Annotated in this window: 15 protein-coding genes and 2 pseudogenes; 11 read left to right on the plus strand and 6 right to left on the minus strand. The window is 53.5% G+C overall.

Annotation, left to right across the window (positions count from 1 at the left end; translation table 11 throughout):
• Positions 1-68 precede the first annotated feature (68 nt).
• The 6 genes from ACU6TU_RS06665 to ACU6TU_RS06690 all read left to right on the plus strand — a co-directional run bounded on the left by ACU6TU_RS06665 (position 69) and on the right by ACU6TU_RS06690 (position 6,226).
• Positions 69-956: a branched-chain amino acid ABC transporter permease gene (locus tag ACU6TU_RS06665; RefSeq protein ID WP_447143778.1), complete on the plus strand. Its 888-nt coding sequence runs from the start codon at positions 69-71 to the stop codon at positions 954-956.
• Between the two features lie 2 nt (positions 957-958).
• Entirely contained in the window at positions 959-1,951 is a 993-nt protein-coding gene (locus tag ACU6TU_RS06670; RefSeq protein ID WP_447143779.1) for a branched-chain amino acid ABC transporter permease, read from the plus strand.
• Between the two features lie 225 nt (positions 1,952-2,176).
• Positions 2,177-3,331: an acyl-CoA dehydrogenase family protein gene (locus ACU6TU_RS06675; protein ID WP_447143780.1), complete on the plus strand. Its 1,155-nt coding sequence runs from the start codon at positions 2,177-2,179 to the stop codon at positions 3,329-3,331.
• A 49-nt stretch (positions 3,332-3,380) separates the two neighbouring features.
• A complete protein-coding gene (locus ACU6TU_RS06680) occupies positions 3,381-4,496 on the plus strand; it encodes an enoyl-CoA hydratase/isomerase family protein (RefSeq protein ID WP_447143781.1) in 1,116 nt (371 codons plus the stop codon).
• A gap of 51 nt (positions 4,497-4,547) precedes the next feature.
• The gene (gene mmsB, locus ACU6TU_RS06685) at positions 4,548-5,444 is read left to right on the plus strand and encodes a 3-hydroxyisobutyrate dehydrogenase (protein ID WP_447143782.1); all 897 of its coding nucleotides are present in this window, start codon (positions 4,548-4,550) and stop codon (positions 5,442-5,444) included.
• Between the two features lie 155 nt (positions 5,445-5,599).
• Positions 5,600-6,226, plus strand: coding sequence for a glutathione S-transferase family protein (locus ACU6TU_RS06690; protein WP_447143783.1), 627 nt, complete (start codon positions 5,600-5,602; stop codon positions 6,224-6,226).
• A gap of 64 nt (positions 6,227-6,290) precedes the next feature.
• Here ACU6TU_RS06690 and ACU6TU_RS06695 read toward each other — a convergent pair whose 3' ends face one another.
• A complete protein-coding gene (locus ACU6TU_RS06695; protein WP_447143784.1) occupies positions 6,291-7,223 on the minus strand; it encodes a ketopantoate reductase family protein in 933 nt (310 codons plus the stop codon).
• A 394-nt stretch (positions 7,224-7,617) separates the two neighbouring features.
• Between ACU6TU_RS06695 and ACU6TU_RS06700 the strand changes: the two genes are divergently transcribed.
• Complete coding sequence (locus ACU6TU_RS06700) at positions 7,618-8,169, plus strand: outer membrane beta-barrel protein (protein ID WP_447143785.1); 552 nt, start codon at positions 7,618-7,620, stop codon at positions 8,167-8,169.
• A 307-nt stretch (positions 8,170-8,476) separates the two neighbouring features.
• Here the strand turns inward: ACU6TU_RS06700 and ACU6TU_RS06705 are convergent.
• A pseudogene (locus ACU6TU_RS06705) lies at positions 8,477-8,647 on the minus strand (arsenical resistance protein ArsH); the annotation flags it as partial.
• A 60-nt stretch (positions 8,648-8,707) separates the two neighbouring features.
• Here ACU6TU_RS06705 and ACU6TU_RS06710 point away from each other — a divergent pair.
• Complete coding sequence (locus ACU6TU_RS06710) at positions 8,708-9,022, plus strand: ArsR/SmtB family transcription factor (RefSeq protein ID WP_447143786.1); 315 nt, start codon at positions 8,708-8,710, stop codon at positions 9,020-9,022.
• A 41-nt stretch (positions 9,023-9,063) separates the two neighbouring features.
• Positions 9,064-10,116: a permease gene (locus ACU6TU_RS06715; RefSeq protein WP_447143787.1), complete on the plus strand. Its 1,053-nt coding sequence runs from the start codon at positions 9,064-9,066 to the stop codon at positions 10,114-10,116.
• Between the two features lie 35 nt (positions 10,117-10,151).
• Here the strand turns inward: ACU6TU_RS06715 and ACU6TU_RS06720 are convergent.
• Positions 10,152-10,268: pseudogene (locus ACU6TU_RS06720) on the minus strand (transposase); the annotation flags it as partial.
• A gap of 276 nt (positions 10,269-10,544) precedes the next feature.
• Here ACU6TU_RS06720 and ACU6TU_RS06725 point away from each other — a divergent pair.
• Positions 10,545-10,943, plus strand: a complete 399-nt coding sequence (locus ACU6TU_RS06725; RefSeq protein ID WP_447144199.1) for a GNAT family N-acetyltransferase — start codon at positions 10,545-10,547, stop codon at positions 10,941-10,943.
• A gap of 293 nt (positions 10,944-11,236) precedes the next feature.
• Here the strand turns inward: ACU6TU_RS06725 and ACU6TU_RS06730 are convergent, their stop codons facing one another.
• Together ACU6TU_RS06730 and ACU6TU_RS06735 are read right to left on the minus strand one after the other, a co-directional pair.
• Complete coding sequence (locus tag ACU6TU_RS06730) at positions 11,237-12,565, minus strand: aminotransferase class III-fold pyridoxal phosphate-dependent enzyme (RefSeq protein WP_447143788.1); 1,329 nt, start codon at positions 12,563-12,565, stop codon at positions 11,237-11,239.
• A 273-nt stretch (positions 12,566-12,838) separates the two neighbouring features.
• On the minus strand, positions 12,839-13,414 hold the full coding sequence (locus ACU6TU_RS06735; protein WP_447143789.1) for a class I SAM-dependent methyltransferase: 576 nt from the start codon (positions 13,412-13,414) through the stop codon (positions 12,839-12,841).
• Between the two features lie 576 nt (positions 13,415-13,990).
• On the opposite strand from ACU6TU_RS06735, the gene ACU6TU_RS06740 reads away from it, so the two are divergent.
• Positions 13,991-14,689, plus strand: coding sequence for a class I SAM-dependent DNA methyltransferase (locus tag ACU6TU_RS06740; protein WP_447143790.1), 699 nt, complete (start codon positions 13,991-13,993; stop codon positions 14,687-14,689).
• Here ACU6TU_RS06740 and ACU6TU_RS06745 read toward each other — a convergent pair.
• Positions 14,675-15,580 (minus strand): alpha/beta hydrolase, encoded by a 906-nt coding sequence (locus ACU6TU_RS06745; RefSeq protein ID WP_447143791.1) that lies wholly within the window; start codon positions 15,578-15,580, stop codon positions 14,675-14,677. The two genes, ACU6TU_RS06740 and ACU6TU_RS06745, sit on opposite strands and share 15 nt — an antisense overlap.
• Between the last annotated feature and the right edge of the window lie 74 nt (positions 15,581-15,654).

Raw genomic sequence — 15,654 nt, forward strand, 5'->3', positions numbered from 1 at the left:
CACTGAGATAAGTACCTGAAGCGGCCGGTAGTGATCGGCCGCTTCGCTACGGCGAGGAGTATTACACCATGATGATGATATTTGGCGTGCCCCTGGCGGTTTTTATGGGGCAGCTTACCCTGGGGCTGGTCAATGGGGCGTTTTACGCGCTGCTTAGCCTGGGGCTGGCGGTGATTTTTGGTCTACTGAAAATCGTCAACTTTGCCCACGGGGCGCAGTACATGCTTGGCGCTTTTGCCACCTTGCTGGGTTTTCAGTACCTGGGAATCAACTACTGGCTGGCGCTTTTGCTGGTGCCTTTGGTAGTAGGGGCGTTCGGCATGTTGCTGGAACGTTATATGCTACGTCGGATCAGTCACCTGGATCATCTCTATGGTTTGCTGCTGACCTTCGGGCTGGCGCTGATTTTTGAAGGAACACTGGTCAATTTCTTCGGGGTTTCCGGGGCACGCTATGCCACACCGGAAGTCTTCCAGGGCGGCCTCAATCTTGGCTTCATGTTCCTGCCGACATACCGCGCCTGGGTGCTGGTCGCGGCACTCGCCATGTGTCTGTTCACCTGGTTCATGATTGAACGTACCCGCCTGGGAGCCTATCTGCGGGCCGGTACGGAAAACTCCCAGCTGATGCAGGCCTTTGGTGTCAATGTGCCGCTGCTGATCACCCTGACCTACGGGTTTGGTGTGGGCCTGGCGGCGTTTGCCGGGGTGCTTGCCGCGCCGCTTTATCCGGTGTCGCCAACCATGGGGTCCAGCTTGTTGATTGTGGTCTTTGCCGTGGTGGTTATCGGCGGTATGGGCTCGATTCTGGGGGCCATCCTGACGGGGCTGGCAATGGGGATCATCGAAGGTCTGACCAAGGTGTATTACCCCGAAGCGTCCAACACCGTGATTTTCCTGGTGATGATTTTTGTTCTGATGTTCCGTCCTGCGGGCCTGTTCGGTAAGGAGGCATAACCATGGCTGATGCTCAAACATTTGATAGACCCTCAGCGGTAGTGGAACGTCAGAAGCGTGCCAACATGCGGCGTAATCTGTTCTATCTTGCGCTGGTGGTGATTGGCCTGGTAGCGCCTTTTGTTGCCTATCCCGTTTTCCTGATGAAGATACTGTGCTTTGCGCTATTTGCCTGTGCCTTCAACCTCTTGCTTGGCTATGCAGGGCTGCTCTCTTTCGGGCATGCGGCCTTTCTGGCAACCGGGGGCTATGTCACCGGTTACCTGCTAGCCAGTTACCCCGGCCTGACGACGGAAATGGGGATTATTGCCGGCACGGTGACAGCAACGGTGCTGGGGACTTTGTTTGGTATCCTGTCGATTCGTCGTCAGGGGATTTACTTTGCCATGGTGACATTGGCGCTGGCGCAGCTGGTGTTCTTCGTCTTTATCCAGGCGCCGTTCACCGGCGGTGAAGACGGGTTGCACGGGGTGCCGCGTGGTGATCTGTTCGGGTTTATCAGCCTGAGCAGCAATCTGGCCATGTACTACTTCGTATTTGCGGTTTTCCTGTTCGGCTTTGCGGTGGTTCAGCGTACCGTGCATTCGCCTTATGGGCAGGTGCTCAAAGCGATTCGCGAAAACGAGCCGCGTGCCGTATCGCTGGGTTACAACACCGACATGTACAAGCTGCTCGCGTTTGTGATTTCCGCTGCGCTGGCGGGGCTGGCGGGCTCCACCAAAACGGTGGTTTTCCAGCTGGCATCGTTGACGGATGCCCATTGGCATATGTCAGGCGAGGTCATTCTGATGACGTTGCTGGGCGGCGTAGGAACCCTGCTGGGTCCGGTGATGGGCGCAAGCATCGTGGTCAGTCTGCAGCATATCCTGGCGCAATCTCCTTTGGGTAACTGGGTGAGCGTGATTCTGGGGATTATCTTTGTGGTCTGCGTACTGAGCTTTCGCAGCGGTATCGTGGGTGAAATCACGCGCATGTATAACAAGAACTTTAAATAAAGCGCTTCTATCTTATCAATCTGCGCCTGGCGACAGGCGCGTTACCCGTTTTTATGGCGCTGAAGGGCGCCTTTTTTGTGTCTGTCACCAGGTTAGTCAAAGGTCGAAGTGGGTAAGCCATTGCTTGCTCAGGTGGTAAATAGTAAGTTAACGTTAACGTCAATTAGATCTGCCAAAAATGATAACAGCAACGCATCAGCCCAGGCTGAGCCAGTGGAGACCCTCATGAACTTTGAGCTCAACGAAGATCAGATCGCCTTTGCCGATATGGCACGCAACTTTGCCCTTAACGAACTTGAACCCCATGCGGCTGAATGGGATCAGGAAGCGATTTTTCCCGTGGATGTCATTCGCAAGGCCGGTGAGCTGGGCTTTTGTTCATTGTATGCACCGGAAAGCGTTGGCGGTCTTGGCCTGTCGCGGCTGGATGCCAGCATTATTTTCGAACAGCTTTCCATGGGTTGCACCTCAACCACGGCCTACCTCACCATTCATAACATGGTGACCTGGATGCTGGCGGATTTCGGCAAGCCGGAAGTGGTGGAGCAGTGGGGTGAAAAACTCGCCACCGGTGAACTGCTCGGCTCTTACTGCCTGACAGAACCCAACGCAGGTTCTGATGCAGCCTCGCTCAAAACCACGGCCAAGCTGGATGGCGACGAATTTGTGCTTAACGGCAGCAAAATGTTTATTTCCGGCGCGGGTAGCACGGATTTTCTGGTAGTCATGGCGCGCACTGGCGGTGAAGGGGCAAGCGGAATATCCGCCTTTGCGGTGGATGCCAAAACCGATGGCATCAGCTATGGCCGCAAGGAAGAAAAGATGGGCTGGAACAGCCAGCCAACGCGGATGATTACCTTTGAGGATGTTCGCGTACCCGCCATCAATATGCTGGGCAATGAAGGCGACGGGTTCAAAATCGCCATGAAAGGGCTCGACGGTGGGCGAATCAACATCGCCACCTGTTCCATCGGCACCGCTCAGCAGGCCATCAATAAAGCCCGCGAATATATGCTGGATCGCAAGCAGTTCGGCAAACGTCTGGCAGATTTCCAGGCCCTGCAGTTCCGCCTTGCCGATATGGTGACGGAACTGGTCGCTGCTCGCCTGATGGTGCGTATGGCCGCCGCCAAGCTGGATGCCGGTACGCCAGATGCCGGGGTTTACTGCGCCATGGCCAAACGCTACGCCACCGATATCGGGTTCAAAGTGTGTGACGAAGCGCTGCAGATGTACGGCGGTTACGGTTATATCAAGGAATACCCGATGGAGCGTTTCGTGCGTGATACCCGCGTCCATCGCATTCTGGAGGGCACCAACGAAATCATGCGCATGATTATCTCGCGTCGGGTGTTGGCTGATAATGCCGCTGAGTTATAAGCTCATCCAAGCGTAAACTGCCTAACCAAACGACTATCAGGAGCATCGCATGAGCAGCGTGATTTTTAGCGAACATCCCACTCAGGATGGCCGGGCCATCGGAGAAATTCGCCTTAACGCCGAGCGCAGCCTGAATGCGTTGACGCTGGATATGATCGAGGAAATTCTGCCGCGTCTGGCGGAATGGGAAAACAGCGACCGGATTGTTGCCGTACTGCTCGACAGCGCCGGTGAGAAAGCCTTCTGTGCGGGGGGCGATGTGGTCAACCTGTACAAGGCGATTATTGGCGACGGCGACCCGGAATTCCCCGAGCGCTTTTTCAACCATGAGTACCGTCTGGATTACCACCTGCATACCTTCAGCAAGCCGGTAATCTGCTGGGGTAATGGCTTTGTGATGGGCGGTGGCATGGGGCTTCTGAGTGCCAGCAGTCATCGCATTGTGACCGAAACCTCGCGCCTGGCCATGCCGGAAGTGACGATCGGCCTATACCCGGACGTGGGCGCAAGCTGGTTCCTTAACCGCCTGCCCAATGGCACCGGGCGCTTCCTGGCGCTTACGGGGGCACAGATTAACGCCCTGGACGCGCATTATCTGGGCCTTGCCGACCGACTAATTGCCAGCGATAAACGCGACGCCCTGGTCGAGCAGCTGACCCAGGCCCAGTGGGGTGATGCTGACAGCCTGGATGCCGAAGGGGTGGTCAATCAGGTACTGCGCCAGCTTGAACGGGATTCTCAAGCGGCGTTTGTCGAGCTGGAATCGCCGGTGCATGCCTTCAGCCCGCTGATTCGTGAGCTGATGGACCATGACACCATCGAACAGGCGGTCGCTGCCATCGCCGCCATTGAAAGCGATAACAAGTGGTTCCAGAAAGCCCAGAAAACTCTGGCTCACGGCAGCCCGGTCTCGGTCAAACTGATCGATGAGCAGCTCAAACGCTCCCGGCATATGTCACTGGCACAGGTGTTTCAGGCGGAGCTGGCGGTGTCGGTTCAGTGTTGCCGCCACTCGGAGTTCCCCGAAGGGGTTCGCGCGCTGCTGGTAGATAAAGACGGCAAGCCGCAGTGGCGCTACCCGGATGTGGCCTCGGTGGAAGACAGCTTCATCGACGGCCTGCTAACACCGCCGTGGGCGGAAAATCCGCTGGCGGACCTGGGCTGATAGCCCGTTTTATCTTTCACAAATCCAATATTCGTTAACAAGGCTAATAATATGAAGACGATCGCATTTATCGGTTTAGGCAACATGGGTGGGCCAATGGCGGCCAATCTGGCCAAGGCCGGGTTTGAGGTGCGCGCTTTTGACCTCTCTGCCGATGCACTGGATGCTGCCAGACAGCAGGGCTGCCATGTGGCAGAGTCCGCCGCAGAAGCGGCCAGTGGCGCAGAGGTGGTGATTTCCATGCTGCCAGCAGGCAAGCATGTACGCGGCCTTTATGTTGAGGGTGATGCACCACTGTTTGAGCAGATGGGAGAGGGTTCGCTGGTCATTGACTGTTCCACCATCGATGCCGACACCGCCCGTGACGTTGCCGCCGCAGGTGCCGAAAAAGGCGTTGGCTTTGTGGATGCGCCGGTCTCCGGTGGGGTAGGTGGTGCCAAGGCCGGAACGCTGACCTTTATTGTGGGTGGCACTGAGGCGCAGTATGCCCAGGCCAAACCAGTGCTGGAAGCCATGGGCAAGAATATCTTCCATGCGGGCGACCATGGTGCCGGGCAGGTGGCTAAGGTATGCAACAACATGCTGCTGTCGATTCTTATGGCGGGCACCTGTGAAGCGATCAATATGGGGGTTAAAAACGGCCTCGACCCCGCCGTACTTTCCGAAATCATGAAGCAGAGCTCCGGCGGTAACTGGGCGCTGAATGTCTACAACCCTTACCCCGGCGTGATGGAAAATGCCCCGGCCTCCAACGGCTATCAAGGCGGCTTTATGGTCGATCTGATGTTCAAGGACCTGGGCCTGGCCATGGACGTCAGTCAGCTCAGCGGCTCGCCCGTGCCCATGGGCTCCGCCGCCCGCTCCCTGTTCACCCTGCACCGTGCCAAAGGTAACGGCAGCAAAGACTTCTCCAGCCTGATGCAGTTCTATCAGGATGGGGAATCGTGAGTGGGGAATATCGTAAGTCGTAAGTCGTAAGTTGTGAATCGTAAGTTGTGAATCGTGAATGGTTGCCTCGCAGGCGACTGCGGGGCAAACTCAGTTAGTTTAATACACTGACTGTTTAATACTGACGGTTTGTTACTGATACAGAAGGGATTGCCATGATCACGCTTTGGGGCCGCAATAATTCCACCAACGTCAAAAAAGTGCTGTGGGTGCTGGAAGAGTTGGAACTGCCCTACACGCAGATTGAGGCAGGCCTTCATCACGGGGTGAACGACACGCCGGAATACCTGGCCATGAACCCCAACGGCCTGGTGCCGATGATCAAGGATGACGCGACCGATAGCGTGCTCTGGGAATCCAACGCCATTCTTCGCTACCTGGCCGCTGAATACGGGCAGGGCAAATTATGGATTGAGCCACCCGCCAAACGTGCCCAGGCAGAAAAGTGGATGGACTGGGCCAATATCACGCTGGCGACGCGCCATCGCGCGATTCTGACAAGCTATATCAGAACCCCACCGGAAAATCGTGATAAGGCAGCGATAGAGGCCGCGCAACAGGAATGCGAAAAGCTTCTCACCATTCTGGACGATGCGCTGGCAACGCAGCCCTGGTTCTCCGGCGATACCTATGGCTTGGGCGATATCGCCCTGGCACCCTTTATCTATAACCTGTTCAACTGCGGCCTCAACTGGCAGCCTCATCCTCATCTCGAACGCTGGTACCAGCAGCTCACCGAACTGCCTGCTTTCCGCAAGGTAGTAATGATTCCTGTTTGCTAACGTTAGCCTGCTAAAAGCGCTGGCGGATACTGATCAGCCGCGCTCATCCTGCCATTAACCCGACTTAAAACGCAGCCTCCAGCTCGGCCAGTTCAGCATCCAGCCTGCTTAACACTTCGCACGGCAATCCATGGTGCCTGGCACTTTCCATCAAGGGCCCCAGAATTGCCTCGCGTTCGGTGGGGCGTTTGGCCTCCACATCCTGCAGCATCGACGCTTTATTGTTGGCGGTGTTATCCACCACCTGCCACACCAGGTCTAACCACGCGGCCTCACCGTGCCCACCGTTTGGCGGCTGAATGCCCTCAGCGTGCAGAATCGCCGCGACGTCTTTCACGACTGCCCCCACATGGCCAGCATACGTCTCATCGCGTAGCTCACCATTTCGCACTCCCTTCAGCGCCACCAGCGGGTTAATGGCCGCGTTAACCGCGAGCTTCTGCCAAAGGCGCTGGCGAATATCGCTCACCGCGGTTGCCTCAAGCCCCGCCTGGGTTAGTGCCAGCGCAAGGGTTTGTGCCAGCGCGCCATGTTGATGATACAGATCCCCCACGAAGGTTGGCCCGCGCCCCGCGTGAACCACGCCATCATCGCCCGTCAGGTAAGCGCCCTGGGTAGTGGTGGCGCACAGCACCGGCCCCGCCCATGCCTCGGTAATCCGTGGCTGAGCAAGAAAACCGTTCTGCCACAGTACCAGCGGCGTGGTGGGGGAAAGGCGAGAGGGAAGGCTTTTCGTCAGGCTTTCCAGCGCTGCCTCAGCAGTCATTGCCTTGGTGGTGATATGCACAAAATCCGGCGGGGAGGGTGCTTGCGTGGCCAGCCCGGCCACCGTGACGGTGTTAAGGCGCTGCACCTTCTGCTCGCCCTCGGGCGTGGTTAGCGTTTGCTGTGTTGGCAACGCACGGCGGCCAATCACCACCACCTCACAAAACGGAGCCAGCGAATGGGCCAACAAGCGGCCAATGGCCCCAGGGCCAAGTATCCAGTGTGTCGTCATGGGTGTGGTTTTTTTGCACCATTAGGAGAAAATTTCGCTGTGCCTGTATAAACACCACAAGCAGCGTTGTAACCACCAAGGTTACCGCGTTCACCACAAAAAAATGAAGGCAAGATGCATGGCGGGTACTGGCATCAACAGATATCAGGCACCGTAGCGGGATGATCTTATTTCTAACATCTTTTAACAATTTATTTTTTGAATTTTTCACTTTTAAAGCGAGCAGCCCATGCTCTCTTGAGAGTATTTTTAATATATCGACAGGAAGTATTCAGGAGCCTGAAGTTATTAAGAATAGTTACTTGGAATGACGTATGTAAGAAGAAAATGGTATATTTTTTGTTGGTTTGCAGTTTGCTGCAAGAATATACATTATTATTTTGGATTTAACTAAATGAAACAAAAAGCCGCTTTATCGACGTTGATTGCCGCGATTGCTATGACTTCAATGGTTGCTGAAGCCCGCCTGGAGCAAGGCACTCAAGAATTAGGTGTGCAGGGTAACCTGGACCTTGACGCACAGGATGATTTTGAATTGAACCTGGACGTAACTTACGGCCGTTTTTTACGTGATAACTGGCAAGTAGGTGCTAAAACAGGCGTTGGTGCCTCTGCAAGCGTTTTAAACTTTGATTTAGGCCTGTTCACTGAGTATAACTTCAACAACGCCTCATCTTGGGTTCCATATGTTGGCGCCTCTGCTGGGCTTGCAACTGCTAACTTTGACTTTGATGAAAGTTTAAAAGATAGCACTGACGTTGATTTTGAAGACGTTACAGCATTGAATGTTGCTTTGTCAGGTGGTGTTAAATACTTCATTAACGATAATATCGCGATTGCTGGTGAGATTAACTACAACATCGCAACAGATGACGTTAATTTTGACGGTGACAAGTTATCCGATTCAGCCACTAACATCCTGATCGGTACACGCTTCTACTTCTGATTTCTGAAGTAAAACGCTTACCTGATGTATAGGCTGCGCTAAAAGCCCTGGGCAATCCAGGGCTTTTCTGTATGCGCTCCCCGTAAAATCAGCCCTGGCATTGTGGTCGACAGCTTAATATAGCTTGGCTTTCCCAGCCTGCTTCACCTGCGAATCGCTTAATTACCCTCAGTCAACTCACTCATCATAGCATCAACAGATTGGGCTTGATGGCCGGCACCTTACACCTACGCATATATATAGCAGCCCCATGCCCTCGGAAAGGCTAGGTGCCTATGAATCTTGCTGAGTGGTCATGTGATGACTCCTATAAGATAGTGCGCTGGTTAACGCGGGCGGAGAGCTGCTCCGCAGACTCCTTGCGTTCGGAGTAGTGGTCGTTGAGTGCCTCGCTGTGTCCATGTAGTAGCAGCGCGAATTTCACTAGCTCCTCCATCCCGTCGACGGTGCGGTCATAGAAGGGCGATGGCTTCATGCGGGTGTAGGCCGGAGCAGCAAATCTCTTTACATAACTATAAAATTAGTTATATTGGATTGTATGACTGTAAAAACAGACCATGCAGCAGCCGCGCTCTCAGCCTTGGGGCATCCTGCCAGGCTTTCACTCTTCCGTTTGCTAGTTCGCGCTGGACCGGAGGGTTTGCTGGTGGGTGAAATTGCCGAACATCTGGATATGCCAGCCTCTACGCTTGCACACCATTTGCGGAACTTGAAACAGGCGGGATTGGTCCTGCAAACCCGTAACGGACGTGAGGTGCAGAATGTTGCCGACACGGGAGCGTTGCGTGAGGTGCTTGATTTCCTGATGAGCGAATGCTGCACAGGGGTGCCAGCGTTGAATCTAAATGCCTAAAAATGGCTGCCTAAAATAACTATTAAACTAGTGGTGTAGATATGAAAAATCAGACTCTTCCGCAACCTGGCGCGCTTGGCGTGATCTGGCAGTACATCTGGAACAAGGAGCGTCCTTGGCTGGCTTTTGTGATGATTCTGCTGATCCTTGCCTTGTTTGACACGGGGCAGGTTGCCCCCTCTGTGACCATGGTGATAGGCGCACTCATCTCGATCGCCCCCTTTCTGGGCGCCTCGATCCTGATCGCTGCATGGGCGGGTGCAACCGGGGCCGATAATCTGATCGCCCGCGCTTTCACGGGTGCACCTGCCATGATGATAATGATGGGGGCGCTGGCAGGTGGGTTGTCGCCGTTCTGCTCTTGTGGGGTGATCCCTCTGATCGCCGCCTTCCTTGCCATTGGCGTTCCGCTGGCTCCGGTTATGGCATTCTGGTTAGCCTCGCCGTTGATGGACCCGGCAATGTTCGTCCTGACGACAGGGGTATTGGGGTTCGAATTCGCCATCGCCAAGACGCTTATCGCGGTTGGCATGGGGGTGCTCGGTGGCACGATCGTGCATCTGCTGATCCGCGCTGGGGGGCTGACTGATCCGCTGCGTGATGATATTGGGAATGGCGGCTGCGGCGGTGCAAAAGTGCGAAACCCAAAGCCCCCGGTCTGGCGGTTCTGGCAAGATCCAGTTCGCGTGGCCAAGTTCCGCACCGAGGGAGTCAAGACCTTCCTCTTTCTTCTGAAATGGTTGTCGCTGGCCTTCCTGCTGGAAAGCCTGATGTTGGCCTATGTGCCTGCTGAACTGGTGACGCAGGCGCTAGGAGGCAACGGTCTTGCTCCCATTGTCATTGCAACGCTCATCGGGGTGCCGGCCTATTTCAATGGTTATGCTGCACTGCCACTGATCGGCACACTGATTGATCAAGGTATGCAGGCAGGTGCGGGCATGGCCTTCTTGATTGCCGGCGGTGTGACTTCGCTTCCCGCTGCCATTGCCGTGTGGGCGCTGGTCAAATTCCGGGTTTTCGCGTTGTATATCGCAATCTCGTTGGGTGGAGCCTTCGTTACAGGCTCGCTGTTCCATGCCTGGACCCTCTTGTAAGGCCTGAGCCTGCTCTAGCTCTTTGATCTACCGGTGGCATTGACACTCAAGCTGCGCGCGGCTTCCGCTCGGTTGTAGCCTTGCTCTAAAACGAGGCTAATGGCGTCCAGCTTGAATTCCCTTGAATACTTCCTTTTGCAGTCATTTAGCACAGTCTCCAGTTGAGGTTATTATTCCTTAATTGAATTGGTCACATCCATACAACCACTTCAGACTGCCGACCGCATCCTCCTAACTACAAGGTTATATCAGGACGGTATAATAGACCGCTCCTGGCCGAAAGGTTGCCCGGCACAATTAGATAGCTGAGTAGCAAGGCTAATATCATTCATTTTTGCAGGATGCGGAGTGATGCTGAAAATACGGATCATGGAACGTGAGGATTTGTTCAAGGCGGCATTGTTCATAAAGCGGCCTTTGTGCGCCAGATGTTGTCGTTGGAGTGGCTTGAATGCAGCCTGAACGCGTATCCGAGAACCTTCTGTTTTGTTGCGGAGCAAGAAGGCGTTTTACTCGGCTATATTATCTGGTCGCATAAAAGTGGTTTTCGACCGGAAGTCGTGCTTGAGCTGGAGCAGGAGCAGTTGGCTGTTTTGCCAGACCACCATGGGCAAGGGATAGGGCAAACATTGATACAGGCATCATTGCCCTTAGTGAAAGAGCCGTTAGCTGATCAAGGCTCGGTTTTGAAACACATTGTTGTCACCACCCGAGCGGATAATCACGCGCAAAAGCTCTACCGCAAGACATTGGGAGCCGAAGTCGAAGCGACGCTTTCCAATTTATATTCTTCCGATGAAGTTTTTATGGTGGCCAGGAACGTGTGAAGCAGGCTTGGCCATAGAGCCCTCGACATAGCAGGGCACACAATTGTCTGCATACCAGAACATCGGGCTGGACGCTTTTCCGGGTCTGGTCATCCGACTGGTGGACGAACCAGAGCAAAGCACTGGAAGAACTCGACGCTCTGTTGTTAAAACATTTAGAAGAGCAGCTAAAAACAGCAGGGCGACACGCCTTAGCGGTTATTCTGATAGGCCGAGGCTTTATAGTTAGGTAGATAGATAGAAAGAAAGACGGATAACCTGGCCGGCATCAAGCGATGTCGGCCAGGTTGCGTTTAAGTGCTCCTGACGTTCGTCAGTACATCATCAATGATCGACAGCCCTTGCTCCGCCTCATGGGCGGTGATGACACAGGGTGGCACGACGTGAATGCGATTCGCGGCGATGAAGGGCAGCAATCCACGCTCAATCAAGGCGGCTTTCAGCTGCCCCATGGCATTGGCATTGAGTGGCTCGCGGCTTTCCCGGTCTTCGACAAGTTCAATTGCCTGGAACACGCCCAGCCCTCGCACGTTACCGACAATCTCGTGCCGCTCGGCCAACTGCGCCAAGCCAGGGGTCAATACGTTTCTGCCAATCCGCTCGGCGTTGCCCACGATGTCTTCTTCCTGCATGGCATCCAGCGTGGCGCAGATGGACGCCATGGCTAACGGGTGGCCAGAGTAGGTAAGGCCGCCAAAGAAGACAGTGTCATCGTAATGCTGGGCGATGTGTTCCGAGATCATGACGCCACCCACGGGCACATAACCGGAATTGACGCCTTTGGCGAAAGTGATCAGGTCCGGCGTCACGCCAAAGTGGTCGAGTGCCAGCCACTGGCCGGTGCGCCCGAAACCAGCCATCACCTCATCCAGAATCAGCATGATGCCGAACTCATCCGCCAGCGCCCTGACGCCTGCCAGATACCCTTCCGGCGGCACCAGAATACCCGCCGTGCCGGGAACGGTTTCCAGCAGAATGGCCGCAATAGAGCCAGCCCCTTCCGACTCAATCACCCGGCGCAGGTGTTGCAGGGCGCGGGTGCATTCCTCGGCTTCATTCTGCGCCCAGAAGTCGGTGCGGTAGAGGTAGGGGGTAAAGAAGTGCACGTGGCCACGGGCGAACTCGTTGGGAAAACGCCGGAAGTCACCGGTGGCTGCAATGGCCGACCCCGTTCCGCCATGGTAGGAACGGTAGGCCGAGAGCACCTTTTCCCGGCCGGTGACCTTGCGCGCCAGACGAATCGCATTCTCGACGGCATCAGCGCCGCCATTGGTGAAAAACACTTTTTTGAACCTTTCAGGTGCGCGGGCCAGAATCTTCTCGGCAGCCAAGCCTCGTGCGTAGTTGGCATGGGCTGGCGCCAACGTGGCCAGTTCATCAAGCTGAGTCTTGATCGCCTCAAGCACTTTGGGGTGTTGGTGGCCAATATTGGTATTTACCATCTGGCTGGAAAAGTCCAGGTACTCACGGCCGTCGTAATCCCATAACCGGCAGCCACTACCGCTTTTGATCGCTACTGGGTCCAGCGCCCCCTGCGCTGACCAGGAGTGAAATACCCCCTGACGGTCTAATTGCTTGACTGTCTGGTTGCTAATGGCCTCATTAGCATAAGACGTTGTCATGGTAATCCCCTTATCGCATTGGCTGAATGCGTGAGCCGCCAATAAAAATAGACACCGTCAGCGATCGCTGAAGTGTTTCCGCTAAGTTTACATTAATCACGACAAGAAAATGAAGGAGAAGCAGAAGAAGGAGATGGAGAAGACGCCGCAGGCATCGCCATGCACGTCTGAAGTATGGGTTATGCGACGGCGGTATCAGGGTAAGGTATCGAACATGAGATGAACAGGTTGCCAATATTTTCAAATATCTAATAAAGGGGTGCCAGTTGCACGTTAAAAATTATTTGATAAAGATGTTTTTTGACATAAATACACATAGGCAGGGGGTAAGTTAGCCCATACTCTATGACAGTCAAATTTATCATAAGATGATATAAGAAATGGTTGAAGCTGGCGAGTGTACTGAAATGCGACAAATAAACCGCCCGGACTTAAAACTTCATAAATGTCGCTAAGTAGATCACTGCGTTGCTGCGGAGAAAAATTTGCAAACGGTAAGCCAGATATAATGCAGTCAGCTCTTGTTTTGCCTTGCTGTTGGGCGGCCATCTGGTCTTTTAATTGAAAGGCGTTTTTATAAAAATTGACATTGGGATAGCGTTGAGTAAGATTTTCACGCAATGAGTTTTCATATTCGAAAGATAAAAATGTTGAATTTTCGCAGCGTAACGTATTGATCTCTTGTGTTATAACACCTGTGCCAGCGCCAAGTTCAATAATAACGTCAGCTTGCTCCCATTCTACACACCGAACCATAGCGGCAGCCAGATGACGTGAACTTGGGATGACGCTGCCAATTGCGATAGGGGAGCGTAAAAAATGTTTTAGAAACAACCAACTTTGTGACATAAAAACTCCATGATTTTAATTCAACAAAAGTTAGTATCTTCTTGTCGCGTCGTGCATGATTTATTATTCATAATAATCTTGTCTTGTTTTTTTAATATTTTAAATCACTTAGGTTGTTAAAGCCTTGTGTGAAATTTATAATAATAAAAAAATATCTTACTGTAACTTTTTTACCTGCTGGTGAGTTTTTTGTTAATTTTTTTCATATTTTTCATGTTTTTTTAATGTAATAAATAGCTTTTTCAAGTTGTCTTGATAAGTAATAATCTTCTTATGATGCACTTTATAAAGGTGATCGTAAAGGATTAATGGTTCATCAGAAAAGTCAAGCTATGCCACCTTTAAATCAAGCGTTTAAATGATTAAAAATCCCTGAATCCGGGTGAGAAGGAAGAGCACGCGAGCCAGCCTTGCTGTGTGCCGGTTGCAAGGGTCGAACGGCTGATTTCTCGATATTCAACCAAAGACGCGGCTGAAGGGTGTGTCCTGGGATGCAATTATGGTGGTATCCGTATATGGAGTAGAAGTGGCGCTCACCGCTGCGCCGGGTATTCACGTTTTGAAAGGGATAATTCCATGAACCCGCTTAGTGATGAAAAGATTATAGATTCATGGGAGAAGAACTCAGCTCAGTGGTCTGCAGCGGTGCGAGGCGGGCACATTGAAAGCCGCAAGCTGACAACCGACAAGGCTATCGTTGAGGCTGTGCTTAGCGTTTCTCCCGAGTCGGTTCTTGATATTGGCTGCGGCGAAGGGTGGCTTATCCGTGAACTCGCGCCTCAGGTCACGCACCTGGTCGGGGTTGATGTGGTGCCAGACCTTATTGAGCAGGCGATAAGCGCTGGTGGGCGCGAGTTCCGGGTCGAATCCTACCAAGGCATTGCCGCTGGCGCGGTTGAAGGCCTGTTCGATGTGGTTGTCTGTAACTTTTCGCTGTTGGGAAAGGAGTCGGTCGATGCGTTGTTTAGAGCCATACCGTTGAACCTGAAGCCGGGCGGGGTGTTTATCGTGCAAACACCTCACCCGTTGCTGGCGGGTGGCGAGTCTTATACAGACAGTTGGCGGCAAGGCTCCTGGGCAGGCTTTAGCCCGGAGTTTACTGACCCAGCCCCTTGGTATTTCAGAACGCTTGAAAGCTGGGTAGCGCTGTTCTCGAACAACGGGTTTTACTTACGGGAGGTGCGTGAGCCCATTCACCCCATGACTCATCAACCTGCATCCGTCATTTTCATCGGCGCGAATGAGAGTTATCAGCGGGCGCTAACTGTCGAGTGAAGACGTCGGTACGGGTGACTCAAGGTGACGAAACATGAACTTCAGCGCAGGCGCGAGGCTTGCCCGCCAGACACGCCAGGTATGGCCGCCAGAAAACACCTCTAGTGGGATTTGACCCGCCTGGTGCGGCATGAGTGCGGCCTGTAAACGGCGTGCATGTTCCACAGCGTTATAGATATCGCGAGTTCCTGCACTCAAATAGATGGGTACCACCAGCGATTGATTTAAGTAGCTGTCTACGTGGCTAGCGTAATTAAGATTTTTCCAGAGAGATTCATCAAAACGGCTGTCATCGTCTAAAAAGGCTGGATGCTCACGAGCCGTTGAATTCAGTGGTGGTAATGGATAATAACTAGCAGGGCTTAGCGCCGCGGTGGCAGCAAATAGTGCCGGGTTCTCAAGGGCCAGGTTGATACTACCGTAGCCTCCGGCAGAGAGTCCGCCGATACCGCGCCATTCACGCTCAGGCACCACTCGCCAGAGCGATTCGATATGTGGCATTAGATCATCCAGAAAGGCTGTGCGTGCCGACTCGTTATATCCATCGACCCACCAGCTTTGGCTGCCAGGCATAACAAAGATGGCGGGGGGGATATCCCCGCGGCGGATCAGTCGGTCGGCCACCTCTTCAAGCGCTCCGCGGCTAACCCAATCACGGCTTGTGCCAAAAGAACCATGCAGTAGGTACACCACCGGGTAGTTGAGCCCTGAATCATGATAACCATCAGGCAGGTAGAGTGAGTAAGGGTAATTTCTGCCCAGCGTTTCAGAGTGGAAACGGTGATGCGTTACCTGACCGGCAAGCCCCTGCTTTGGCACGAACAGGGTGAAAATGAATAGCATAAGTAAAAAAATGACATGCGATCGTATGCAGCGCAGTTCTGGCGTCATGCGTCATCCTCATCGCTAGCAAATGAACAGACTTGCCAATATTTAAGGAATTTTTACATTATAACGCCATCAGA

The sequence above is a fragment of the Halomonas sp. LS-001 genome (genome assembly GCF_052983955.1).